Genomic DNA, 23,671 nt, shown 5'->3' on the forward strand with positions numbered 1-23,671 from the left:
AGCCGTGCGAGGTCCGGGAGGGCGAGCGGCGGCGTGGCGGGGCGGTCCGTGCCGGGGGTGGCGGTCACGCCGGACCCCGCCCTCGCGGGTACGCGGTGCGGGGCGCCGAGGACGCGGTGGGGCCGGGTGCGGCTGCAGCAGTACTCACCGCCGCAGTGTGCCACCCCTTACCGCCGTGTGGAACCGGGCCGTCGCGGCGGCCTGTCCCGCAGGCCACGGACGTCACACGGGGCTCAGAACAGCGGCTGCGGGAGCACGCCCTCCAGTGCGAGGAGCTGCCGCTTGGTCTCCAGTCCGCCGCCGAACCCGCCGATGCCGCCGTCGTTCTCCACGACACGGTGGCAGGGCACCACCACCGGCAGCGGATTGGAACCCATGGCGTTGCCGACGGCCTGGGCGGCGCCGGGCTGTCCCGCGCGGGCCGCCAGCTCCCCGTAGCCGACGACCGATCCGTAGGGCACGGAACGGTCCAGCTCCTGGAGCACCTGCCGGTTGAAGCCGGAGCTGAGGCGCCAGTCCAGCGGCAGGTCGAAGCGCCGCAGGGTACCGGCGAAGTACGCGGCGAGCTGGCGCACCGGCTCGGCCAGCAGCACTTCCTCGCCCGGCGCGGGCCGCCGGGCGTCGGCGCCGAGCCGGGAGATCAGCGGACCTGTCATCCGGTCGATCCGGTCCGGCCCGGCATGGAACTCGACCCTGACCAGCCCCTCCGGGGTGGCGGCCAGGAGCAGGGGGCCGATGTCGCTGGCGACGACGGTCCATTCGAGGTGCGGCCCGCGGGGGCGCTCGGTGCTGTCCACGCGTCCACGGTACGGCGCGCCTCCGACAGGCCGGGGCGGTCCGGGACCGTCCGGGTGCGGTCGCGGCCGTGCGGGGGCTCAGAAGCCGCCGACCGCCTCGCGGACCACGTCCGGGGCGTTCGTGATGATCCCGTCCACGCCCATCTCCTGCACCTTCCGGGCGGTCGCGGCGTCGTCCACGATCCAGGTGTCCACCTCCATCGCCCGGCCGTGGGCTCCGAGCAGGCCGTGCACGGCCGCGACCCAGTCGGCCGAGATGGTGGTGTGCCAGGGGTTGATCCGGTCGGTGAACTCCGCGTACCGGGGCAGCTCCGCCACGGGCGGGGTCCCCAGGAACGCCGTCACCAGGTCGGGGCGCAGCCCGTGCACGATGCGCACGCAGTCGGCGCTGAAGCTCTGCACCACCAGGCGCTGCGAGACGTGGCGCGGGTCGAGCCAGCCCGCCTCGCCCAGCACCCTCAGGGTCTGCTCCTCGATCCCGGGGTGGAGCTCCGGCTTCTTGATCTCCAGCAGCAGCCGCTGCCGGTTGCGCTGCACCCGGTCGAGGTACTGCCGCAGGGTCGGTACGAAGGCGCCCGCGTACTCCTCGCCGAACCAGCTGCCCGCGTCCAGCCGGGCGATCTCGGCCGCCGTGAAGTCCTTGACCCGCCAGGGCTTGCGGTCGGGGAAGACCTGTTCGACGTCGGTGGTCCGGGCCAGGGTGTCGTCGTGGATCACCACCAGCTCGCCGTCCTTGGTGCGCTGCACGTCGTTCTCGACCCAGTCGAAGCCCATGCGCCGCGCCAGGTCGACGGCTTCGAGGGTGTTCTCCGGGGCGTACGCCGAGGCCCCCCGGTGCGCGTACACGACGGGACCACCCAGGCCCAGCGGCCCGGCGGCGGATCCGGGCCCGGTGGCGGCGTACGAGGCCGTCCCGCCCAGCAGGGTGAGGGCGAGGCCCAGGAATGCGGCGGCGGCCGCGGCGGCGGGTCGGACGTACATGTGCGTTCTCCTCGGGTCGTGAGCCCTGTTCCTGCGTCAGACGGGTGCGGAGCGGCAGACGTTGTGGCGATGCACTTCACCGCGATCATGGGGTTGAAGATCACCGAGCCGCCACCGAACTACGACAAACGGACCAGAAGGGATGACGTCGGCCCCGACCGGCGGGCCGGCCGGGAGCGCGCCGGTCCCGGGCGGGGAGACGTGAGTGTCAGTGGGGGGTCGTACGGTGGAGTCATGCGGCCCGTATCGAAGATCGAACGCACGGTGGCGCCTTTCGAGGTCGTCAGCCCCTACCAGCCCAGCGGCGACCAGCCGGCGGCCATCGCCGAGCTGGAGAAGCGCATCCGTGCAGGTGAGAAGGATGTCGTCCTGCTGGGTGCGACCGGCACCGGCAAGTCGGCGACCACCGCCTGGATGATCGAGAAGCTCCAGCGCCCCACCCTGGTCATGGCGCCGAACAAGACGCTGGCCGCCCAGCTGGCGAACGAGTTCCGCGAGCTCCTGCCGAACAACGCCGTCGAGTACTTCGTCTCGTACTACGACTACTACCAGCCCGAGGCCTACGTACCGCAGTCGGACACGTACATCGAGAAGGACTCCTCGATCAACGAGGAGGTGGAGAGGCTGCGCCACTCCGCCACCAATTCGCTGCTGACCCGGCGCGATGTGATCGTCGTCGCCTCCGTGTCCTGCATCTACGGCCTCGGCACGCCGCAGGAGTACGTCGACCGGATGGTCTCGCTCAAGGTCGGCGAGGAGATCGACCGGGACCAGCTGCTGCGCCGCTTCGTCGACATCCAGTACACGCGCAACGACGTCGCCTTCACCCGCGGCACCTTCCGGGTGCGCGGCGACACCATCGAGATCTTCCCGGTCTACGAGGAACTGGCCGTCCGCATCGAGATGTTCGGCGACGAGATCGAGGCCCTCTCCACCCTGCACCCGCTGACCGGCGAGGTCATCAGCGAGGACCGCGAGCTCTACGTCTTCCCCGCCAGCCACTACGTCGCCGGCCCCGAGCGCATGGAGAAGGCGATCAACGGCATCGAGGCCGAGCTGGCCGAGCGCCTTGCCGAGCTGGAGAAACAGGGCAAGATGCTGGAGGCACAGCGCCTGCGCATGCGCACCACCTACGACCTGGAGATGATGCGCCAGATCGGCTCCTGCTCCGGCATCGAGAACTACTCGCTGCACATGGACGACCGCGAGCGGGGATCGGCGCCCAACACCCTCATCGACTACTTCCCGGAGGACTTCCTCCTGGTCATCGACGAGTCGCACGTCACCGTCCCGCAGATCGGCGCCATGTACGAGGGCGACGCCTCCCGCAAGCGGACCCTGGTCGACCACGGCTTCCGCCTGCCGTCCGCGCTCGACAACCGGCCGCTGAAGTGGGAGGAGTTCCAGGAGCGCATCGGCCAGACCGTGTACCTGTCGGCGACCCCCGGAAAGTACGAGCTCTCGCGGGGCGACGGCTTCGTCGAGCAGATCATCCGCCCCACCGGCCTCATCGACCCCGAGGTCGTGGTCAAGCCGACCGAGGGCCAGATCGACGACCTGGTGCACGAGATCCGCACGCGCGTGGAGAAGGACGAGCGGGTCCTGGTCACCACCCTCACCAAGAAGATGGCAGAGGACCTCACGGACTACTTCCTGGAGCTCGGCATCCAGGTCCGCTACCTGCACAGCGACGTCGACACCCTGCGCCGCATCGAGCTGCTGCGCGAGCTGCGCGCCGGTGAGTACGACGTCCTGGTCGGCATCAACCTGCTGCGCGAGGGCCTCGACCTGCCCGAGGTGTCCCTGGTGGCGATCCTCGACGCCGACAAGGAGGGCTTCCTGCGGTCGGGCACCTCCCTGATCCAGACCATCGGCCGCGCCGCGCGCAACGTCTCCGGCCAGGTCCACATGTACGCGGACAAGATCACGCCGGGCATGGAGAAGGCGATCGAGGAGACCAACCGGCGCCGCGAGAAGCAGATCGCCTACAACACGGCGAACGGGATCGACCCGCAGCCGCTCCGCAAGAAGATCAACGACATCGTCGCCACCATCGCCCGCGAGGAACTCGACACCGAACAGCTCCTCGGCACCGGATACCGGCAGGCGAAGGAGGGCAAGGGAGCCAAGGCGCCGGTGCCGGCGCTCGGCGGCCTCGCCTCCCACGCCCCGGCGGCTGCCAAGGGCGCCAAGGGAACGAAATCGGCCAAGGGCGGCAAGGCCGCCGAGGTGCTCACCGACCGGCCCGCCGCCGAACTGGCCTCGCTCATCGAGCAGATGACCGAACGCATGCGCGCCGCCGCGGCGGAGCTCCAGTTCGAGGTGGCGGCCCGGATCCGGGACGAGGTCGGCGAGCTGAAGAAGGAGCTTCGGCAGATGAAGGAAGCGGGCCTCGCCTGAGTCCGGGGGTGTCAGTAGGGTTGGGTCACAGCCGCAGGAACACGCTGCGCACCAGTCAACTGGGGCGGGCTACGGAGAGGGGACGCGCGTGACGGTCAACATGACCAAGGGTCAGGCCATCAGTCTGCAGAAGGCGGACGGAGGGACGCTGACCGCGGTCCGGATGGGCCTGGGCTGGCAGGCGGCGAAGCGCCGCGGACTGTTCGGCTCGCGGACGCGGGAGATCGACCTCGACGCGTCGGCGGTGCTCTTCGCCGACAAGCAGCCGGTCGACGTGGTCTTTTTCCGCCACCTGCAGAGCGACGACGGCTCGGTGCGCCACACCGGTGACAACCTGGTCGGCGGCGTCGGCCAGGGCGGGGACGACGAGGCGATCCTCGTCGACCTCCAGCGCGTGCCGGTCCACATCGACCAGATCGTCTTCACGGTGAACTCCTTCACCGGCCAGACGTTCCAGGAGGTGCAGAACGCCTTCTGCCGCATCGTCGACGAGACCAACGGCCAGGAGCTGGCCCGCTACACCCTCGACGGCGGCGGCGCGTACACCGCGCAGATCATGGCGAAGGTGTCCCGCGTGGGATCCGGCTGGCAGATGACGGCCCTGGGCAACCCGGCCAACGGCCGGACCTTCCAGGACCTGATGCCGGCGATCCTGCCGCACCTGTAGCAGTACCGGAAAAGCGAAGAAGGCACGGGGGAGGGGCTGCACGATGACGGCCGAACTGGTCCGGGGGCAGAACCACCCCGTGTCCCAGAGCCGGGTGGAGATCAGGGTTTCGGCGGGTGCGCCCGTGCTGGCCCTGGCCTCGCTCGCCGACGAACAGGGCCGGCTCGCCGGCAGCGAGGTCCTCGCCCACCCGGGCGCCAGGTCCCTCCCCGGCGTGGACGCGCCGGCGGAACTCGCCGACCGGCACACCTTCGCGGTGGACCTCGACGCCGTCGCGGCGGACGTCCACCGCGTCGGCGTGCTGCTCGTGCTGCCACCCGGCGGCCCGGTCCGCTTCGGCGCGGTCCCGGCCTCCCACGTGGCCGTCGCCGGCCCCGACGGCGGAACCGAGATCGCCGGCTACACCCTGACCGGGCTGGATGCCGAGACCGCCGTGGTCGCCCTGGAGCTGTACCGGCGCCAGGGCGCCTGGAAGGTCCGGGCCGTCGGCCAGGGGTACGCCGACGGCCTCGGTGCCCTGCTCGCCGACGGCGGGCTGTCCGTGCCGGCCGCCCGGGAGCTGGCCGCCGCCGCGCTGCGCACGGTCGCCCCGGTGAAGGAGGCCGACGCGACACGCGCCGCCCTGCCGACCCTCGTCGGCGACGTGCGCGCCCCGCAGACCCCCGCCCAGGCCCCGGCGTCCGTCCCGGAGCCCCCGGGCCCGGTCCCGGTCTCCGGTGTCCCGTACGCCGGTACGCCGTCCGGTGGTGACGGCTCCCCGCCCACGATCAGCTACACCCACCCGCGCCGCCGCCGCACCAGCAGCGAGCCGCCGGAGCCCGCCCCGCGGCCCGCCGCCGCGGCGGAGCCGGGCCAGCCCCCGCGGCCCGTCGCCGGCGACGCCAGTGGCTGGTCCATGGACGAACGGCTCTACAACCAGGTCTGGGGCATGTTCGAGGACCTGGCCCGCACCGCCGCCGCCTACCGCAGCGCCGTGGAGTTCGCCGACAACCGTATGGAGCGCGAGCTCGACGACGCCCTCTCCGACCCGCGCCACCGCCTCGGCGGCTCCGGCAACGCCGCCCGCGACACCGCGCGGGCCCGCCGCGAGGAACTGGTCGCCCAGGCCCAGGCCGTCCTCGACCGGGACCTCGCCCAGCTGGTCGCCGAGGCCGAGGTCGTCGAGCCCGCGCTGCCGGCCGCGTACGCCCGCTGGGACAACCCCGTCTGGCACGGCCACCGCACGCCCGAGGAGGGCCCCCTCGCCCTGCGCCTGGGCGATCTGCACCTGCCCGAGCGGCCCGACCTGCGCATCCCCATGCTGGTCCGGCTCCCGCTGGAGCGCGGGCTGTGGATCGACAACGGCCGCACCGGGTCCGAGGCCGCGATGGCCATGGACACCGACCGGCTGCGCCGTGCCGCCATGGACATGGCCGTCGCGCACGCGGTGCGGCTGCTCGCGGTCCACCCCGCCGACCGGTTCTCCGTCCACGTCATCGACGCGGCCGGGGCAGGCGCCGCCTCCCTGGCGCCCCTGGTACGGGCCGGGGTGCTGGCCGCGCCGCCCGCCGCCGGGGTCGCGGGCGTCAGCAGGACGCTGGCCGAGCTGACCCGGCGGGTGGACCTCGTACAGATGGCGCTGAAGGCCGGGGCGCCCGAGGACCTGCCGCCGGACGTGGACACCGCCGAGCAGCTGCTCATCGTGCACGACTTCCCGCACGGCTTCGACGACCGGGCCGTGACCCAGCTGCGCTACCTCGCCGACGAGGGCGCGGCGGTCGGGGTGCACCTGCTGATGGTCGCGGACCGCGACGAGGCGTCGGCCTACGGGCCGCTGCTGGATCCGCTGTGGCGCTCGCTGATGCGGCTGTCGCCGGTCCCGGACAACCACCTGGCCGACCCCTGGGTCCACCACGCCTGGACCTTCGAGCCGGACGTCCCGCCGCAGGGCAGCCGGGTCCTCGACCAGGCACTCGACCGGGTGGCGGCGGCCCGGCGCACTACCCGTCCGTGACCATCCTTTGGCGTTTTCTTTACCTTTACCGCCTTCGGCGGGTAAGCTCGTCAGCGCGGAGGGGAGTATTCCTGCTTTCCTGCTACGGCGTGCCCGTCAATACGGACCACCGCCGCGCACACGAGCGCGGTCGGTCCCGGGGCGTCGGCCCACGGCCTCCAGGCCGCCCGGGTGGAAGAGACCTCCGGCAGCGATGACGCTGACGAAGTGCTGAGCCATCCGCCGGAGGCATGTTCACCATGGAAGTTTCCTGGGCCCTTTGGGTCGCGACCATTCTCGGTCTGTCCCTGCTCATCGGCGCCGATTTCTTCATCGGCCGCAAGCCGCACGACGTATCGATCAAGGAAGCCGGCACCTGGACGGTCGTCTGGATCGTCCTCGCCGTACTCTTCGGCCTCGGCCTGTGGTTCTTCGGCACGCCCCAGGCGTCCCAGGAGTTCTTCGCGGGCTTCATCACCGAGAAGTCCCTGAGCGTCGACAACCTCTTCGTCTTCGTCCTGATCATGGCGAAGTTCGCGGTGCCCTCCCACCTCCAGCAGCGCGTGCTGCTCATCGGCGTGCTGATCGCGCTGGTCCTCCGCGCGATCTTCATCGCCGCCGGTGCCGCGATCATCGCCAGCTTCAGCTGGGTCTTCTACATCTTCGGCGCGTTCCTGATCTACACCGCGTGGAAGCTGATCCAGGAGGCCCGCAAGGACGAGGACGACGAGGAGTTCGAGGAGAACCGCCTCCTGAAGTCCGTCGAGAAGAAGTTCGGCGTCGCCGACCAGTACCACGGCACCAAGCTCTTCATCATCAACAACGGCAAGCGCGTACTGACGCCGCTGATGATCGTCATGCTCGCCATCGGTACCACCGACGTGCTGTTCGCGCTGGACTCGATCCCCGCCATCTTCGGCCTCACCCAGGACCCGTACATCGTCTTCACGGCCAACGCCTTCGCGCTGATGGGTCTGCGCCAGCTGTACTTCCTCATCGGCGGCCTGCTGGAGAAGCTGGTCCACCTCAGCTACGGCCTGTCGATCATCCTCGGCTTCATCGGCGTCAAGCTGGTGCTGCACGCCCTGCACGAGTCCGGGGTGCACGTCCCGGAGATCTCGATCCCCTTCTCCCTGGCCGTCATCTGCGGTGTCCTGGTCATCACCACGATCACCAGCCTGATCGCCTCGAAGAAGCGGGCGGCGGCCGAGGCCGCCGCCGGCACCGAGAGCATCGACGCCTGACCCGGCCCGCGGACCGCGTCCGCGGGCCTACACGGGGGCGGCCGAAGCGGCCGCCCCCGTTTCCTTTTCCGCCTCCGCGGCCTCCGCGTCCGACTTCTTGCGCACGGCCAGGGGATTGGTCTCCGGCAGCAGTGCGAAGCAGGCCAGGCTGACCAGGGCGATCGCGGTCAGGTACGCCGCGACGCCCCACGGCGGACCGGAGCCGTCCGCCAGCGCCGTCGCCACGATCGGGGTCAGCGCGCCGCCCAGCACGCCGCCCAGGTTGTAGCCGACGGCCGCCCCCGTGCAGCGGATCCGCGGGGCGTACAGCTCCGGCAGGTACGCGCCGACCACCGCGAACATCGTCACCATGCCCAGCAGCGCCACCGCGAAGCCCAGCGTCATCAGCAGCGGGTCGGCCGTCCGCAACAGCGCCACCAGCGGGAACATCCACACGGCGCTGGCCGCGCACCCGGCCAGGCACAGCGGCCGCCGCCCGTAGCGGTCACCCAGCAGCGCCAGCAGCGGCGTCATCAGTCCCTTGAACGCGACGGCCGCCATGATGCAGGCCAGCATCGTCGTCCGGCCCACCGGCAGGTGCTCGGCGGCGTAGGCCAGGGACCAGGTGGTGACCGCGTAGAAGACGGCGTAGCCCACCGCGAGGGCCCCGCCGGTCAGCAGCAGCAGCCGCCAGTGGCCCCGGAACACCTCGGCGAGCGGGGCTTCGGCCCGGCGCCCGGTCGCCGCGAGCGCGCGGAACTGCGGGGTCTCCTCCACCGAGCGGCGCAGCCACAGCCCTGCCAGTGCCAGCAGCCCCGCCGCCCAGAAGGGCACCCGCCACCCCCAGGAGGTGAACTGGGCGTCGGTCAGCGACGCGGACAGCCCCAGCATCAGGCCGTTGGCCAGCAGGAACCCCACCGCCGGGCCGACCTGCGGGAAGCTCGCCCACAGTCCACGCCGGTGTTGCGGCGCGTGCTCGGCGGTCAGCAGCACCGCACCGCCCCACTCCCCGCCGAGCCCGAGGCCCTGGAGGAAGCGCAGCAGGAGCAGCAGCGCCGGCGCGGCGATGCCGATCGTCCCGTACGTCGGCACACAGCCGACGGCCACCGTGGCGAGGCCGGTGAGCAGCAGGGAGGCCAGCAGCACCGGGCGTCGGCCGTAGCGGTCGCCGATGTGACCGAAGACGGCGGACCCCAGCGGGCGGGCGAGGAAGCCCACGCCGAAGGTGCCGAAGGCGGCGAGGGTCCCGGCGAGCGGGGAGAAGGACGGGAAGAAGAGCGGGCCGAGCACGAGGGCCGCGGCCGTCCCGTACACGAAGAAGTCGTAGAACTCGATGGCGGTCCCGGCGAGCGCGGCGGCCGCGAGGCGCGGCATGCCCGGCCCGGAGGAACCCCCGGCCTCAGCGGCCCGCGGGGCCGGAGGAACGGGGGTGGCGGCAGGGACGGGGGGCGGGGAGGGGTCCTGTGGCATGCGGCACCAAATACCGCCTCCCCGTCCGCCGGGGCACGAGTTCGGCCGTCAACGACCGGAAGGAGTGCTCCGTGTCCGGAAGTTGACGCGTTGCCGTCCCTACCAGCCGCGCTCGCGCCACTCGGCGAGGTGCGGACGCTCCGCGCCGAGCGTGGTGTCGTTGCCGTGGCCCGGGTAGACCCACGTCTCGTCGGACAGCTGCTCGAAGAGCTTGTGCTGCACGTCGTCGATGAGACTCTTGAAGGCCTCCGGGTCGTCGTGGGTGTTGCCGACGCCGCCCGGGAAGAGGCAGTCGCCGGTGAACACGTGCGCGTGGCCGTGCGGGTCGTCGTAGATCAGGGCGATCGAGCCGGGGGTGTGGCCGACCAGGTGGCGCGCGGTCAGCTCGACCCGTCCGACGCGCACGGTGTCCCCGTCCGCGACCGGGACGTCGGTCGCGACCGGGATGCCCTCGGCGTCGTGGGCGCCCGCGTAGGTCCTTGCCCCGGTGGCCGCCACGACCTCCGCGAGCGCGCCCCAGTGGTCGCCGTGGCGGTGGGTGGTGACGACGGAGGCGATGCCGTCGTCGCCGATCAGGTTCAGCAGGGTCTGCGGTTCGGCTGCCGCGTCGATGAGCAGCTGCTCATCGGTGGCCCGGCAGCGCAGCAGGTACGCGTTGTTGTTCATCGAACCCACCGCGACCTTGGAAATCATCAGGTCCGCGAGCTCGTGCACGTCGGCCGGACCGCCGACCTTGACCTCTCCGGTGTACGTCATGTGGTGATCCTAGAGGTGTATTCCTACAGCGGCGGGAGCGCGGGCAGAGGGCCGCCCGTGGTGGTCAGGGAGGCGCCCTTGTCGCCGCGGCCGGCGAGCCAGGCGAGCAGTGCGGCGGGGGAGCCGGACACGGTCACGGCCGGGTCCCCGGCGGAGCCGGTGCGCCAGGTGCGCCCGTCGGCGGTGGTCAGGGCCGTCGCGGGCACCTCCGGGCGTCCCGACCAGCGGTCGGCGAGGAAGGTGATTTCGCGGTCGGTGAACTCCTCCGGGAGGTCGGAGAGCTCGTAGCCGATGTTCAGGTCGACGTGGTGCAGGTCCACCTCGACCCAGCGGCGGAAGGGCACGTTCCCGGCGCGGTCCGTGACGCCGCCCCGCAGCTCGACGGTGCGGGACCAGTCCTGGTCGGGCTCGGTGGCGGCGAGGAAGCGGGCCGCGGAATCACGGAGGTCCGCCAGGTGTTCTTCCAGGGACCGGCCCGCGCCGCGTGCGATGTCCGCGTCGCGCGCCTCGCCGCTCTCGTACATCGGGCGGCCCTCGAGGACGTTGAGGAGGGCATCGGCGTTGCGCGCGAGGTGGGCCAGGATGTGGCCGCGGGTCCAGCCGGGGAGGTGTGACTCCTCGGAGAGCGCGCCGTTGTCCAGTTTCGCGACCGCGGTCAGCAGTCGGTCCGTGGCTTCACGTACAGATCGCAGGTCGTGCACATGATCAGTCATGGCTTCGAGCCTAGTGCTCGGAGCCGGTGGCCACACGATCGGGTGAAGAGGTCTGCGGAGTGCCGTAAATCGAATGTGCGTGCTATACGCTCGAAGTCCAGACTCCATCTCACCGCAGTGGCGCCCCCCATACCCTGGGACGGGGGCCGTGCCCCCCGCTCTCTCAAGAAAGGTGCGGACCGGCGTGACCGACCGTCTCATCGTTCGTGGCGCTCGCGAGCACAACCTCAAGAACGTCTCGCTCGACCTGCCCCGCGACTCGCTCATCGTCTTCACCGGACTCTCCGGGTCGGGCAAGTCCTCCCTGGCCTTCGACACGATCTTCGCCGAGGGTCAGCGCCGCTACGTCGAGTCGCTCTCGTCGTACGCCCGTCAGTTCCTGGGGCAGATGGACAAGCCCGACGTCGACTTCATCGAGGGCCTCTCCCCGGCCGTCTCGATCGACCAGAAGTCCACCTCGCGCAACCCACGCTCGACGGTGGGCACCATCACCGAGGTCTACGACTACCTCCGCCTCCTCTTCGCCCGCATCGGCAAGCCGCACTGCCCCGAGTGCCGCAGGCCCATCTCGCGCCAGTCGCCGCAGGCGATCGTGGACAAGGTGCTCGCGCTCCCCGAGGGCAGCCGCTTCCAGGTGCTCTCGCCGCTCGTGCGCGAGCGCAAGGGCGAGTTCGTCGACCTCTTCGCCGACCTCCAGACCAAGGGCTACAGCCGGGCGCGGGTGGACGGGGAGACCATCCAGCTCTCCGAGCCGCCGACGCTGAAGAAGCAGGAGAAGCACACGATCGAGGTGGTCATCGACCGCCTGACCGTCAAGGACAGCGCCAAGCGCCGGCTCACCGACTCCGTGGAGACGGCCCTGGGCCTCTCCGGCGGCATGGTCATCCTGGACTTCGTCGACCTCGCCGAGGACGACCCCGAGCGTGAGCGGATGTATTCCGAGCACCTCTACTGCCCGTACGACGACCTCTCCTTCGAGGAGCTGGAGCCGCGCTCCTTCTCCTTCAACTCGCCCTTCGGCGCGTGCCCCGAGTGCACCGGCATCGGCACGCGCATGGAGGTGGACCCGGAACTGATCGTCCCGGACGAGGACAAGTCCCTCGACGAGGGTGCGGTCTCGCCGTGGTCGCTCGGTCACACCAAGGACTACTTCCAGCGGCTGATCGGTGCGCTGGCCGGGGAGCTCGGATTCCGCACGGACATCCCGTGGGCCGGGCTGCCGGTCCGCGCGAAGAAGGCCCTGCTCTACGGCCACCGGACGCAGATCGAGGTGCGCTACCGCAACCGGTACGGGCGCGAGAGGGCCTACACCACGGCCTTCGAGGGTGCCGTGCCGTTCGTGAAGCGGCGGCACGCGGAGTCCGAGAGCGACGCCAGCCGCGAGCGCTTCGAGGGCTACATGCGCGAGGTGCCCTGCCCCACCTGTGAGGGCACCCGCCTCAAGCCGATCGTGCTCGCCGTGACGGTGATGGAGAAGTCCATCGCCGAGGTCGCCGCCATGTCGATCAGCGAGTGCGCGGACTTCCTGGGCCGGATGCGGCTCGACGCCCGCGACAAGAAGATCGCCGAGCGGGTCCTGAAGGAGGTCAACGAGCGGCTCCGCTTCCTCGTGGACGTCGGTCTGGACTACCTCTCCCTCAACCGGGCCGCCGGCACCCTGTCGGGCGGCGAGGCCCAGCGCATCCGGCTCGCCACCCAGATCGGCTCCGGCCTCGTCGGTGTCCTCTACGTGCTGGACGAGCCCTCCATCGGCCTGCACCAGCGCGACAACCACCGGCTGATCGAGACGCTGGTGCGGCTGCGGGACATGGGCAACACCCTCATCGTCGTCGAGCACGACGAGGACACCATCAAGGTGGCCGACTGGGTCGTGGACATCGGTCCGGGCGCGGGCGAGCACGGCGGCAAGGTGGTCCACAGCGGTTCGCTCAAGGAACTGCTGAAGAACACCGAGTCCATGACCGGGCAGTATCTGTCGGGGAAGAGGTCCATCGAGATCCCGGACATCCGCCGGCCCGTGAACGGGGAGCGGAAGCTGACCGTCCACGGTGCCAAGGAGAACAACCTGCGGGACATCGACGTGTCCTTCCCGCTGGGCGTGCTCACGGCCGTGACCGGTGTCTCGGGCTCCGGAAAGTCGACCCTGGTCAACGACATCCTCTACACCCACCTGGCACGGGAGCTGAACGGCGCCCGCTCGGTGCCGGGGCGCCACACCCGCGTGGCCGGGGACGACCTCGTCGACAAGGTGGTCCATGTCGACCAGTCGCCCATCGGCCGGACGCCCCGGTCGAATCCGGCGACGTACACCGGCGTCTTCGACCACGTGCGCAAGCTCTTCGCCGAGACGATGGAGGCGAAGGTGCGCGGCTACCTGCCGGGCCGCTTCTCCTTCAACGTCAAGGGCGGCCGGTGCGAGAACTGCTCCGGCGACGGCACGATCAAGATCGAGATGAACTTCCTGCCGGACGTCTACGTCCCCTGCGAGGTCTGCCACGGCGACCGCTACAACCGGGAGACGCTGGAGGTCCACTACAAGGGCAAGTCCATCGCGGAAGTCCTGAACATGCCGATCGAGGAGGCGCTGGGCTTCTTCGAGGCGGTGCCGACCATCGCCCGTCACCTCAAGACGCTGAACGAGGTCGGACTGGGCTACGTCCGCCTCGGCCAGTCCGCGCCGACCCTGTCGGGCGGTGAGGCGCAGCGCGTGAAGCTGGCCTCCGAGCTGCAGAAGCGCTCGACCGGCCGGACGGTCTACGTGCTGGACGAGCCGACGACGGGTCTGCACTTCGAGGACATCTCGAAGCTGATCAAGGTGCTGTCCGGGCTGGTCGACAAGGGGAACTCGGTGATCGTCATCGAGCACAACCTGGACGTCATCAAGACCGCGGACTGGGTCATCGACATGGGCCCCGAGGGCGGTTACGGCGGCGGCATGGTGGTGGCCGAGGGCACCCCCGAGCAGGTCGCCTCCGTGGGCGCGAGCCACACGGGCAAGTTCCTGCGGGACATCCTGGGCGCGGACCGCGTCTCCGACGCGGGCACGTCCCCGGTGCGGGCCGCGGCGAAGAAGGCCCCGGCCAAGAAGGCCGCCGCGGCGAAGAAGGCGGCCCCGGCCAAGAAGACGGCCGCCAGGAAGACGACGGCACGAGCCCGCAAGGCCTAGTCGCTGCGCTCAGCCCAGCAGGAGGGGCCCGGCCGCCGCGCCGGGCCCCTCCCGCCGTCCGTGGCGGTGCGCCCCGGCGGCGGGACGGGTGTGGGTGCCGCTAGTCGCCGAGCTCCGTCGCGTAGGGGGGTTCGGCTCCGGGTCGAGTGCAGGTCAGAGCTGCCGCGTGGGCGGCGTAGGCCAGGATGTCCGGCCAGTCCACCGGGCCGCCCGGGGCCGCCGTCAGGCGGTGCAGCAGGGCCGCGTTGACCGTGTCGCCCGCGCCGATCGTGTCCGCCACCGCGACCGGGCGGGCCGTGGCCGAGTGCTCGGCGCCCTCCCGGGTCCAGACCGTCAGGCCCGCCGCTCCCCGGGTCAGCACCACCGCCGAGGGCCCGGCCGCCAGCCAGTCGCCGACCCGGCCGCCCAGCCAGGCCGCGTCCTCCTCCGACAGCTTGAGGACGCCCGTGTACGGGAGCAGCCGCTCCCTGAAGCGGGCGCGGTGGCCCGCCGGGTCCGCGATGAGCGCCGGCCGGATGTTGGGGTCCAGCAGGGTCAGCAGCCCGCGCCGCGACTCCCGGCGCAGCAGGGCCTCGTACGCGCTCGCGCCGGGCTCCAGGACGAGCGAGCAGGTGCCGAGCGAGAGGGCCCGTACCCCCTCGGGGAGGGCCGGCGGCAGGGTGAACAGCCGGTCCGCGGTGCCCTCGACGTAGAACCCGTACGAGGCCGAGCCGTCCGGCGCCAGGGAGGGCACGGCGAGGGTGGTCGGCTCCGGCCCGCGCTGGACCAGGGACACGTCCACCCCCGCCGCCCGCAGCCCGGCCAGCAGACCCTCGCCGAAGCCGTCTGTCGAGACCCGGGAGCAGAAGGCGACCTCGGCGCCGAGCCGCCCGAGCGCACGCGCCGTGTTGTACGGTCCGCCGCCCGGCCGGGGCAGCAGCGCACCCGGCGGTCCGGCCGCGGGCACCAGGTCGATGAGGGCTTCTCCGCCGACGACGATCACGCGGAGGAAGGTACTCCATGGGGCGGCGGTATCGTCGGGTGGGCCGGTGCCGGTGCCGGTGCCGGTGCCGGGGCCGGGCCCGGCCTCGTGCCCCCGTCCGTGCCACCGCCATCGCCCCACCGCGCCAGCACCCCAGGAGAACCGCATGTCCGCGCCGCAGTCCGCCGCCCGCCGTACCGTCCTCAAGGGCGCAGCCGCGCTCGCCGGGGCCGCCGGCGCCGGGGCGGCACTCACGGCCTGCTCCACGAAGACCAACAGCGGCGGCAACACCCCCGCGACCCCCACCGCACCCGTGGAGCTGGGCGCCACGGCCGACGTCCCGGTCGGCGGAGCCAAGCTCTACCGGGAGCGGAAGCTGATCGTCAGCTGCCCGGCGGAGGGCCAGTACAAGGCGTTCAGCGCCCAGTGCACGCACGCCGGCTGTGTCCTGGACAAGATCGTCGAGGGGGAGGGGAACTGCCCCTGCCACGGCAGCCGTTTCGACGTGGCGACGGGCAAGGTCCTCAGCGGCCCGGCCGACCGGCCGCTGCCGGAGGTGCCGGTCCGCGCGGAGAACGGCAAGCTCGTCGCGGGCTGACCGCGCCGGACGCCCGAACCGGACGCCCGAACCGGACCCCCGAACCGGACGCCCGCGCCGGACGCCCGCGCCGGACGCCCGCGCCGGACGCCCGAGCCGGCACCGGCAGGACCCCCGTGCCTCAGTCCCAGTCCCAGGCGATCCCGAGGATGCCGCGCCGCACCGCCTGTTCCACCAGGTGCACCGCCCGGTGCCGGCCGTTCGGCGTCAGGTCCGCCAGGCCGGTGCGCGGGGCGTCCGGCCCGGTGCGGGCGAAGCGCCGGCACCGCACCGGGAGGGCCGCCTCGTCAAAGCGGACCTGGAGCACGTACTGGCCGCCCGCGTAGCTGAAACCGCGCACGTACTCGTCGCTGCGGGGGCCCGTGCCGTCCTCGATGCCGTAGCCGAAGACGTAGGTGTCCCCGCGCCGCAGCCCGGCGTCGAAGAGCAGCTCGGCGACGACCACCCCGGCCTCCGGATGGCATCGCACACGGCCCGTGCGGCAGTTCTCGTACGCCGTCACGCGCACCCGGGAGACGTCGCTGCCCGGGTCGCCGTGGTGCACGGCGAGATAGCGGTCGACGCCGTCCCGGTGCGCCCGGACGATCTGCTGCGACTCGCGGACCCGCAGCTCACCCCCCGGACCGATGCGGACCCGCTCGTGGTGGCCGAGCGAGTGCAGCCCGCCGTCCGGCGGGAGTTCCATCCCGTCGAGCAGCCGCTCCACCGTCCCGCCCCCGCTGAACAGGGCCCGGTACGAGCGGCCCGGCGGCTGTGCGGTCCCGCCGCCCGGAGCCGGGGCGGCCAGCAGCCTGACCAGGGCGCCCTCGGGCAGCTCCAGGATCCGCTCCAGGGCGGTGACGGCCCGCAGCGATTCCGGCTGACGCGGCCTGCGGGCGCCCTGCTGCCAGTAACTGAGGCTGGTCACTCCGACCTTGATGCCCTGCGCCGCGAGCCGGTGCTGCACGCGCTGGAGCGGCAGCCCGCGGGCCGCGAGGGCGGCGCGCAGGGCGAGGTGGAAGGGGCCGCCGCGCAGCAGCCGGTTCAGTTCCGCCATGCTCGCCGGATCCGTGGAAGGCCGCATGGCGACTCCTCTGTGAACGTTCACACGCGCCGTGGTGGGGGTCACGGCGGCAGCTCCGGGGGACCAGGTGGAACGACAGCAACCGTTCACACCGCAGTCCCACCGTTCACACTGCAACGTCACCGCGTATTGAAGCGCGTTGACCTGATCGCGACAACTCCCGGATGCTCCTCCACAGCGTCCGGACGCGCTCCTCCACCCCCACTCCCCACTTCGGGAGGAACGCGATGCGCAACCGAAACCGGCGGCTTTCCCCGGCCGCCCTCCTCACCGCCGTTCTCACCACCCTGCTCCTCGCCCTGCCCGCCGGCACCGCCACCGCCGCCGATGCCGACGCCGCACCCGCATCCGCCCTGGCGCAGAAGCGCCTGAACATCACCATGCAGGCGCAAGCGAAGACGAACTGGTGCTGGGCCGCGGGCGGCAACACCATCGCCACCTGGTTCGGCCGCACCTACAGCCAGAACCAGTTCTGCAACGCCGCCTTCAACCGCCAGCAGGGCACCGACTGCCCCAACAACCAGGCCACCCTCGGCAACGTCCAGACCGGGCTGCGCTGGGCGGGCGTCAACCCCGGCTCCTACGTCACCGGCTGGCTGCAGTACTCCACCGTCCAGACCGAGATCAACGCGAACCGGCCGATCGAGACCCGCATCCAGTGGTCGGGCGGCGGCGGCCACATGCACGTCCTCCACGGCTACGACACCGCGAGTAACTGGGTCTACTGGGGCGACCCCTGGCCCTCCAGCGACCGTTACAACTGGGCCTCCCACGCCTGGTACGTCAACAACAACACCTTCTCCTGGACCCACTCGCTCTACCGGATCGGGGCGTGAGCGCCATGACCCTGCGTGCTTCGGCCGCCGCGGCCGTCCTCGCCACCACCGTCCTCCTCGGGCTCGCCCCGCAGGCCGCCGCCGCCCCCGTGCCGCAGCCGCAGGCGGCCACCGCCGAGAACAGGGCCGCCGCCGCGCAGGCGGCCACCGCCCCCGACACCCTGGCCACGCTCTCCCGCTTCTTCGCCCGGGAGGGCAGGGTCTCCCCCGCCGCCGCACAGCCCCGCATCGAGGGCGAGGTGATACCGGTCCACCACCTCTCGCCGGACTTCGTCGCGGGCCGGGCGGACGCGCCCGTCGCCCGCCTGGAGTTCCTCGCCGGCCAGGCGGTCTCCTCCGACGGGCAGCGGGCCGCCCTGTGGACCGCCCGTACGGAGACCGGCTGGCAGGTCGTGAACATCGCCACCGGCGACGACGAATTCCGCTACGCGCGACTGGGCGCCGCGAAACTGCCCGGCGGGACCGTGTTCCGGGAACCGCAGATCGACGCCTGGTACGTGGCCGGGGGCGGCCGGGTGCTGCCGCTGGACGAGGACGCGGTGCGGGCCGTGGGTGCCGGGGGTACGACGCTGGGCGGCTACCGGGTGCGGGTCACCGAGGCGTACGGGGACAAGCTCCCCGGCTCCCCGTACGCCGAGCGCGGCGCGGCGGGCGGCTTCGCCGAGGCCGAGGCCGGCGCGGATGCCGTGCCGGCTGCCGCCGCGGGCGTGGAGGTGCCGTGGGCGGCAGGGGCCGGTGTCCTGGCGCTCGGGGCGCTGGGTGCGGCCGCCGTCCGGCGCTTGCGCCGGGCGGGCGCGCGGGCCTGAGCTCCGCCCCCGCAGGGCCCGGCCCGCCCCCCCACCCCGGGGCGGGGCCCTGCGGGCAGCTCTCCCGCCCCGCCCTTTCGCCGTTTCCCGGGCTCTGCCCGGACCCGCGCCTCAAACGCCGGCGAGGCTGAAAGGCGGGGCTCCGCCCCGGAGCCCCGATCTTTCAGGCCCGGAGGGCTACGGGGCGTTGTCGGTGCGCGCCAGTAGGGTGGTTGGCATGGCCGACCCTTCCAGCTACCGGCCCCAGCCGGGGCAGATCCCCGATTCGCCCGGGGTCTACAGGTTCCGCGACGAGCACCGCCGGGTGATCTACGTCGGGAAGGCCAAGAGCCTGCGCCAGCGCCTGGCCAACTACTTCCAGGATGTCGCGGGCCTGCACCCCCGGACCGCCACCATGGTGACCACGGCCGCCTCCGTGGAGTGGACCGTGGTCTCCACCGAGGTCGAGGCGCTCCAGCTGGAGTACTCCTGGATCAAGGAGTACGACCCCCGGTTCAACGTCAAGTACCGGGACGACAAGAGCTACCCCTCCCTCGCCGTCACGCTGAACGAGGAGTACCCCCGGGTCCAGGTCATGCGGGGCCCCAAGAAGAAGGGCGTGCGCTACTTCGGTCCGTACGCCCACGCCTGGGCGATCCGCGAGACCGTCGACCTGATGCTGCGGGTGTTCCCGGTGCGGACGTGCTCCGCCGGGGTGTTCAAGCGCTCCGCCCAGATCGGCAGGCCCTGCCTCCTCGGCTACATCGGCAAGTGCTCCGCGCCCTGCGTCGGCCGGGTCACCCCCGAGGAGCACCGCGAACTGGCCGAGGACTTCTGCGACTTCATGGCCGGCCGCACCGGCGCCTACCTCTCCCGGCTTGAGCAGGAGATGCACATCGCGGCCGAGGACATGGAGTACGAGAAGGCCGCCCGGCTGCGCGACGACATCGGGGCGCTGCGCCGCGCCATGGAGAAGAACGCCGTGGTGCTCGCCGACGCCACCGACGCGGACCTGATCGCCGTCGCCGAGGACGAGCTCGAAGCCGCCGTGCAGATCTTCCACGTACGCGGCGGGCGCGTCCGCGGCCAGCGCGGCTGGGTCACCGACAAGGTCGAGGCCGTCGACACGGCCGGGCTCGTCGAGCACGCTTTGCAGCAGCTCTACGGCGAGGAGCAGGGCGAGGCCGTCCCCAAGGAGGTCCTGGTCCCCGCGCTCCCCGAGGACACGCCCGCGCTGGCCCAGTGGCTGGCCGGGCGCCGCGGGTCCCAGGTCAGCCTGCGGATACCGCAGCGCGGCGACAAGAAGGCCCTCATGGAGACCGTCCACCGCAACGCGCAGCAGTCCCTCGCCCTGCACAAGACCAAGCGCGCCGGCGACCTCACCACCCGCTCCCGGGCCCTGGAGGAGATCGCCGAGGCCCTGGAGCTGGACGGCGCACCGCTGCGCATCGAGTGCTTCGACATCTCCCACCTCCAGGGGGACGACGTCGTCGCGTCCATGGTCGTCTTCGAGGACGGCCTGGCCCGCAAGAGCGAGTACCGGCGCTTCCAGATCAAAGGTCGTGTCGGAGACACGCAGGTCTGGCACGGCGAGGGGCAGGACGACGTCCGGTCCATGCACGAGGTGGTCTCCCGGCGCTTCCGCCGCTACCTCCTGGAGAAGTCCAGGACGGGGGAGTGGGAGCCCCAGGACGGTGAGGACGGGCCGCCCGAGGACGACGGGAAGCCCAAGCGCTTCGCCTACCCGCCCCAGCTCGTCGTCGTCGACGGCGGGCAGCCGCAGGTGGCCGCCGCCCGGCGGGCCCTTGACGAGCTCGGCATCGACGACGTCGCCGTATGCGGCCTGGCCAAGCGGCTGGAGGAGGTCTGGCTGCCCGGCGAGGACGACCCCGTCGTCCTGCCCCGCACCAGCGAGGGCCTCTACCTGCTCCAGCGGGTACGTGACGAAGCCCACCGCTTCGCCATCCAGTACCAGCGCAGCAAGCGCGGAAAACGCCTGAAGTCGGGCCCGCTGGACGAGGTGCCGGGCCTCGGCGAGAGCCGCAAACAGGCCCTGGTGAAGCACTTCGGTTCGGTGAAGAAGCTGAGACAGGCGACAATCGACCAGATCTGCGAGGTTCCGGGCATAGGACGGAAGACGGCCGAGACCGTCGCCGCCGCCCTCGCCCGGGCGGTCCCCGCCGGTCCTGCCGTCAACACGGCCACAGGAGAGATCATTGAGGATGAGAACCCCGCGCCAGCGGGAGCATCGTCCGAACGGGGGACCGAGCAATGACCGAGCACGAGACCACGCACGACCGAGACGGAGCACAGGTGAGTACGGGCACGACAGTGGAGCCCGGCGAGACCGCCGAGGCGGCCATCCCCGAGCTGGTGATCATCTCCGGCATGTCCGGGGCCGGCCGGAGCACGGCGGCCAAGTGTCTGGAGGACCTCGGCTGGTTCGTCGTCGACAATCTCCCGCCGGCGCTGATCCCCACCATGGTGGAGCTCGGTGCCCGCTCCCAGGGCAACGTGGCCCGCATCGCGGTCGTCGTCGACGTCCGCGGCCGCCAGTTCTTCGACGCGCTGCGCGAGTCCCTCGCCGACCTCGACAGCAAGGGCGTCACCCGCCGCATCGTCTTCCTGGAGTCCTCCGACGACGCGCTGGTCCGCCGCTTCGAGTCGGTCCGCCGCCCGCACCCCCTCCAGGGCGACGGGCGCATCACCGACGGCATCGCCGCCGAGCGCGACCTGCTGCGCGAGCTGCGCGGAGACGCCGACCTGGTGATCGACACCTCCAGCCTCAACGTGCACGAACTGCGCGCCAAGATGGACGCCCAGTTCGCCGGGGACGAGGAGCCCGAGCTGCGGGCCACCGTCATGTCCTTCGGCTTCAAGTACGGCCTCCCCGTCGACGCCGACCTCGTCGTCGACTGCCGCTTCATCCCGAACCCGCACTGGGTCCCGGAGCTGCGCCCCTTCACCGGGCTCAACGAGGAGGTGTCGGGGTACGTCTTCAGCCAGCCCGGCGCCAAGGAGTTCCTCGACCGTTACACCGAGCTGCTCCAGCTCATCGCCACCGGCTACCGTCGCGAGGGCAAGCGGTACGTGACCATCGCGGTCGGGTGCACGGGCGGCAAGCACCGCAGCGTGGCCATGTCCGAGAAGCTCGCCGCCCGCCTCGCCTCCGAGGGAGTCGAGACCGTCGTCGTACACCGGGACATGGGGCGCGAGTGACCGCACGGACCCCGCGGCTGAGCCGCCTGCGCCGCCTCACCCCGGGACGGGGAGAGGACGGCGCGGGCCGCTCCGGCCGCCGGAGGGGCGCCACGCCCAAGGTGGTCGCGCTCGGCGGCGGCCAAGGCCTGTCGGCCTCCCTCGCCGCCCTGCGCCGGATCACCGGTGACCTCACCGCCGTGGTCACCGTCGCCGACGACGGCGGCTCCAGCGGACGGCTCCGGGAGGAGCTCGACGTGCTGCCGCCCGGCGACCTGCGCAAGGCGCTGGCGGCGCTGTGTGGTGACGACGACTGGGGCCAGACCTGGGCCCGGGTCATCCAGCACCGCTTCCAGTCCGAGGGCGACCTGCACGGGCACGCCGTCGGCAACCTGCTGATCGTCGCCCTGTGGGAACAGCTCGGAGACCCCGTCCAGGCCCTCGACCTGGTCGGCCGGCTGCTGGGCGCCCACGGCCGGGTGCTGCCCATGTCGGCGGTGCCCCTGGAACTCCAGGCCCTGGTCAGGGGCCACGACCCGGCCCGTCCCGAGGACGTCGACACCGTCCGCGGGCAGGCCACGGTGGCGCTGACCCCGGGCGAGGTGCTGTCCGTACAGGTCGTGCCGAGCGCCCCGCCGGCCGTGCCGGAGGCCGTCGCGGCCGTCCTGGACGCCGACTGGGTGGTGCTGGGCCCCGGATCGTGGTTCTCGTCCGTGATCCCGCACCTGCTGGTGCCGGAACTCCTGGACGCGCTGATGGAGACGAAGGCCCGGCGGGTCCTCTCGCTGAACCTCGCGCCGCAGCCCGGCGAAACAGAGGGCTTCTCTCCGCAGCGTCATTTGGAGGTTTTGGCCCGACACGCCCCTAAACTCGCCCTGGACGTGGTGCTGGCCGACGAGGCCGCCGTGCCCGACCGCGAGTCCCTCGCCGATGCCGCGAAACGCTTCGGTGCCGCGGTCGAGCTGGCCCCCGTGGCCAGGCAGGACGGCTCGCCGAAGCACGACCCGGAGCTGCTGGCCGCCGCGTACGACCGTATTTTTCGGATGCATGGAAGGATCGGCCCATGGCGATGACGCCTGCGGTGAAGGACGAGATCTCCCGCCTGCCCGTCACCCGGACCTGCTGCAGGAAGGCGGAGGTCTCGGCGATCCTTCGGTTCGCGGGCGGGCTGCACCTGGTGAGCGGCCGCATCGTCATCGAGGCGGAGCTGGACACCGGGATCGCCGCCAGACGTCTGCGCAAGGACATCCTGGAGATCTTCGGCCACTCCTCGGACCTCGTCGTGATGGCGCCCGGCGGACTGCGCCGCGGCAGCCGCTACGTGGTCCGCGTCGTGGCCGGCGGTGACCAGCTGGCGCGCCAGACGGGCCTCGTGGACGGCCGCGGACGCCCCATCCGGGGCCTTCCCCCGCAGGTGGTCTCCGGGGCCACCTGTGACGCCGAGGCGGCGTGGCGCGGCGCCTTCCTGGCCCACGGCTCGCTCACCGAGCCGGGCCGGTCCTCCTCCCTGGAGGTCACCTGCCCCGGTCCGGAGGCCGCCCTGGCCCTGGTGGGCGCCGCCCGCAGGCTCTCCATCGCCGCGAAGGCGCGCGAGGTGCGCGGCGTGGACCGGGTCGTGGTCCGCGACGGCGACGCCATCGGCGCCCTGCTGACCCGGCTCGGCGCGCACGAATCGGTGCTGGCCTGGGAGGAGCGGCGGATGCGGCGCGAGGTGCGCGCCACCGCCAACCGCCTCGCCAACTTCGACGACGCCAACCTGCGCCGTTCGGCGCGGGCCGCCGTGGCCGCCGGAGCCCGTGTGCAGCGCGCGCTGGAGATCCTCGGCGAGGAGGTCCCCGAGCACCTCGCGGCAGCCGGCCGGCTGCGCATGGAGCACAAGCAGGCCTCCCTGGAGGAGCTGGGCGCGCTCGCCGACCCGCCGCTGACCAAGGACGCGGTCGCCGGCCGGATCCGGCGCCTGCTCGCCATGGCCGACAAGCGGGCCCAGGACCTCGGCATCCCGGGCACCGAGTCGAACCTCGACCTCAGCGAGGAGATGGCCGACAACATGGCCGGATAGCCCGGACACCGCTCCACGGCTACGTC

At 72.1% G+C, this 23,671-nt stretch carries 19 protein-coding genes; 12 read left to right on the forward strand and 7 right to left on the reverse strand.

The window, feature by feature from the left end:
- Positions 1-233: 233 nt before the first annotated feature.
- A complete protein-coding gene (locus tag AAT21_RS04710) occupies positions 234-797 on the reverse strand; it encodes a methylated-DNA--[protein]-cysteine S-methyltransferase (RefSeq protein ID WP_046775362.1) in 564 nt (187 codons plus the stop codon).
- A 78-nt stretch (positions 798-875) separates the two neighbouring features.
- Complete coding sequence (locus AAT21_RS04715; RefSeq protein ID WP_046775363.1) at positions 876-1,778, reverse strand: glycerophosphodiester phosphodiesterase; 903 nt, start codon at positions 1,776-1,778, stop codon at positions 876-878.
- Positions 1,779-2,012: 234 nt separating this feature from the next.
- On the opposite strand from AAT21_RS04715, the gene uvrB reads away from it, so the two are divergent.
- From uvrB to AAT21_RS04735, 4 genes are all read left to right on the forward strand, one after another.
- The gene (uvrB, locus tag AAT21_RS04720; protein WP_046775364.1) at positions 2,013-4,178 is read left to right on the forward strand and encodes an excinuclease ABC subunit UvrB; all 2,166 of its coding nucleotides are present in this window, start codon (positions 2,013-2,015) and stop codon (positions 4,176-4,178) included.
- An 88-nt stretch (positions 4,179-4,266) separates the two neighbouring features.
- On the forward strand, positions 4,267-4,845 hold the full coding sequence (locus AAT21_RS04725; RefSeq protein ID WP_046775365.1) for a TerD family protein: 579 nt from the start codon (positions 4,267-4,269) through the stop codon (positions 4,843-4,845).
- A gap of 43 nt (positions 4,846-4,888) precedes the next feature.
- Positions 4,889-6,838, forward strand: a complete 1,950-nt coding sequence (locus AAT21_RS04730; protein ID WP_046775366.1) for a TerD family protein — start codon at positions 4,889-4,891, stop codon at positions 6,836-6,838.
- A gap of 239 nt (positions 6,839-7,077) precedes the next feature.
- Positions 7,078-8,061, forward strand: a complete 984-nt coding sequence (locus tag AAT21_RS04735) for a TerC family protein (RefSeq protein ID WP_046775618.1) — start codon at positions 7,078-7,080, stop codon at positions 8,059-8,061.
- Positions 8,062-8,088: 27 nt separating this feature from the next.
- On the opposite strand, the gene AAT21_RS04740 is transcribed toward AAT21_RS04735, so the two are convergent.
- From AAT21_RS04740 to AAT21_RS04750, 3 genes are all read right to left on the reverse strand, one after another.
- Positions 8,089-9,414, reverse strand: a complete 1,326-nt coding sequence (locus AAT21_RS04740) for an MFS transporter (RefSeq protein ID WP_046775367.1) — start codon at positions 9,412-9,414, stop codon at positions 8,089-8,091.
- 195 nt (positions 9,415-9,609) lie between these two features.
- Positions 9,610-10,266 carry an MBL fold metallo-hydrolase gene (locus AAT21_RS04745; protein ID WP_046775368.1) on the reverse strand — a complete coding sequence of 219 codons (657 nt, stop codon included), beginning with the start codon at positions 10,264-10,266 and terminating at the stop codon, positions 9,610-9,612.
- Between the two features lie 23 nt (positions 10,267-10,289).
- Complete coding sequence (locus AAT21_RS04750) at positions 10,290-10,979, reverse strand: maleylpyruvate isomerase family mycothiol-dependent enzyme (protein ID WP_046775369.1); 690 nt, start codon at positions 10,977-10,979, stop codon at positions 10,290-10,292.
- A 184-nt stretch (positions 10,980-11,163) separates the two neighbouring features.
- Here AAT21_RS04750 and uvrA point away from each other — a divergent pair, with 184 nt between their 5' ends.
- The gene (gene uvrA, locus AAT21_RS04755; RefSeq protein ID WP_046775370.1) at positions 11,164-14,145 is read left to right on the forward strand and encodes an excinuclease ABC subunit UvrA; all 2,982 of its coding nucleotides are present in this window, start codon (positions 11,164-11,166) and stop codon (positions 14,143-14,145) included.
- A gap of 100 nt (positions 14,146-14,245) precedes the next feature.
- Here uvrA and AAT21_RS04760 read toward each other — a convergent pair whose 3' ends face one another.
- A complete protein-coding gene (locus tag AAT21_RS04760; protein WP_046775619.1) occupies positions 14,246-15,127 on the reverse strand; it encodes a carbohydrate kinase family protein in 882 nt (293 codons plus the stop codon).
- 145 nt (positions 15,128-15,272) lie between these two features.
- Between AAT21_RS04760 and AAT21_RS04765 the strand changes: the two genes are divergently transcribed.
- The gene (locus AAT21_RS04765; RefSeq protein WP_046775371.1) at positions 15,273-15,704 is read left to right on the forward strand and encodes a Rieske (2Fe-2S) protein; all 432 of its coding nucleotides are present in this window, start codon (positions 15,273-15,275) and stop codon (positions 15,702-15,704) included.
- 121 nt (positions 15,705-15,825) lie between these two features.
- Here AAT21_RS04765 and AAT21_RS04770 read toward each other — a convergent pair whose 3' ends face one another.
- Positions 15,826-16,767 (reverse strand): hypothetical protein, encoded by a 942-nt coding sequence (locus AAT21_RS04770; RefSeq protein WP_046775372.1) that lies wholly within the window; start codon positions 16,765-16,767, stop codon positions 15,826-15,828.
- A gap of 227 nt (positions 16,768-16,994) precedes the next feature.
- Here AAT21_RS04770 and AAT21_RS04775 point away from each other — a divergent pair, with 227 nt between their 5' ends.
- The 6 genes from AAT21_RS04775 to whiA all read left to right on the forward strand — a co-directional run bounded on the left by AAT21_RS04775 (position 16,995) and on the right by whiA (position 23,645).
- The gene (locus AAT21_RS04775) at positions 16,995-17,603 is read left to right on the forward strand and encodes a papain-like cysteine protease family protein (RefSeq protein ID WP_046775373.1); all 609 of its coding nucleotides are present in this window, start codon (positions 16,995-16,997) and stop codon (positions 17,601-17,603) included.
- Positions 17,600-18,409: a hypothetical protein gene (locus tag AAT21_RS04780; protein WP_052757637.1), complete on the forward strand. Its 810-nt coding sequence runs from the start codon at positions 17,600-17,602 to the stop codon at positions 18,407-18,409. Before AAT21_RS04775 ends, AAT21_RS04780 begins: the two co-directional genes overlap by 4 nt.
- Before the next feature lie 217 nt (positions 18,410-18,626).
- On the forward strand, positions 18,627-20,663 hold the full coding sequence (gene uvrC / locus AAT21_RS04785) for an excinuclease ABC subunit UvrC (protein WP_046775374.1): 2,037 nt from the start codon (positions 18,627-18,629) through the stop codon (positions 20,661-20,663).
- Complete coding sequence (gene rapZ, locus AAT21_RS04790; protein WP_051809984.1) at positions 20,660-21,607, forward strand: RNase adapter RapZ; 948 nt, start codon at positions 20,660-20,662, stop codon at positions 21,605-21,607. Before uvrC ends, rapZ begins: the two co-directional genes overlap by 4 nt.
- Positions 21,604-22,659 carry a gluconeogenesis factor YvcK family protein gene (locus tag AAT21_RS04795; RefSeq protein WP_046775375.1) on the forward strand — a complete coding sequence of 352 codons (1,056 nt, stop codon included), beginning with the start codon at positions 21,604-21,606 and terminating at the stop codon, positions 22,657-22,659. Before rapZ ends, AAT21_RS04795 begins: the two co-directional genes overlap by 4 nt.
- Positions 22,650-23,645: a DNA-binding protein WhiA gene (whiA, locus tag AAT21_RS04800; RefSeq protein WP_030009075.1), complete on the forward strand. Its 996-nt coding sequence runs from the start codon at positions 22,650-22,652 to the stop codon at positions 23,643-23,645. Before AAT21_RS04795 ends, whiA begins: the two co-directional genes overlap by 10 nt.
- The last annotated feature ends 26 nt before the right edge of the window (positions 23,646-23,671 follow it).

The organism is Streptomyces yangpuensis, from assembly GCF_001005295.1.
GTDB classification, from domain to species: domain Bacteria; phylum Actinomycetota; class Actinomycetes; order Streptomycetales; family Streptomycetaceae; genus Streptomyces; species Streptomyces yangpuensis.

Bases quoted from the DNA above. Each gene is read 5' to 3' on its own strand.
- AAT21_RS04740 (WP_046775367.1), bottom strand. From the start codon at position 9,414: ATGCCGCGCCTCGCGGCCGCCGCGCTCGCCGGGACCGCCATCGAGTTC.
- AAT21_RS04775 (WP_046775373.1), top strand. From the start codon at position 16,995: ATGCGCAACCGAAACCGGCGGCTTTCCCCGGCCGCCCTCCTCACCGCC.
- AAT21_RS04735 (WP_046775618.1), top strand. From the start codon at position 7,078: ATGGAAGTTTCCTGGGCCCTTTGGGTCGCGACCATTCTCGGTCTGTCC.
- whiA (WP_030009075.1), top strand. From the start codon at position 22,650: ATGGCGATGACGCCTGCGGTGAAGGACGAGATCTCCCGCCTGCCCGTC.
- uvrB (WP_046775364.1), top strand. From the start codon at position 2,013: ATGCGGCCCGTATCGAAGATCGAACGCACGGTGGCGCCTTTCGAGGTC.
- uvrC (WP_046775374.1), top strand. From the start codon at position 18,627: ATGGCCGACCCTTCCAGCTACCGGCCCCAGCCGGGGCAGATCCCCGAT.
- AAT21_RS04765 (WP_046775371.1), top strand. From the start codon at position 15,273: ATGTCCGCGCCGCAGTCCGCCGCCCGCCGTACCGTCCTCAAGGGCGCA.
- AAT21_RS04745 (WP_046775368.1), bottom strand. From the start codon at position 10,266: ATGACGTACACCGGAGAGGTCAAGGTCGGCGGTCCGGCCGACGTGCAC.
- AAT21_RS04750 (WP_046775369.1), bottom strand. From the start codon at position 10,979: ATGACTGATCATGTGCACGACCTGCGATCTGTACGTGAAGCCACGGAC.
- AAT21_RS04730 (WP_046775366.1), top strand. From the start codon at position 4,889: ATGACGGCCGAACTGGTCCGGGGGCAGAACCACCCCGTGTCCCAGAGC.
- rapZ (WP_051809984.1), top strand. From the start codon at position 20,660: ATGACCGAGCACGAGACCACGCACGACCGAGACGGAGCACAGGTGAGT.
- AAT21_RS04770 (WP_046775372.1), bottom strand. From the start codon at position 16,767: ATGCGGCCTTCCACGGATCCGGCGAGCATGGCGGAACTGAACCGGCTG.
- AAT21_RS04715 (WP_046775363.1), bottom strand. From the start codon at position 1,778: ATGTACGTCCGACCCGCCGCCGCGGCCGCCGCCGCATTCCTGGGCCTC.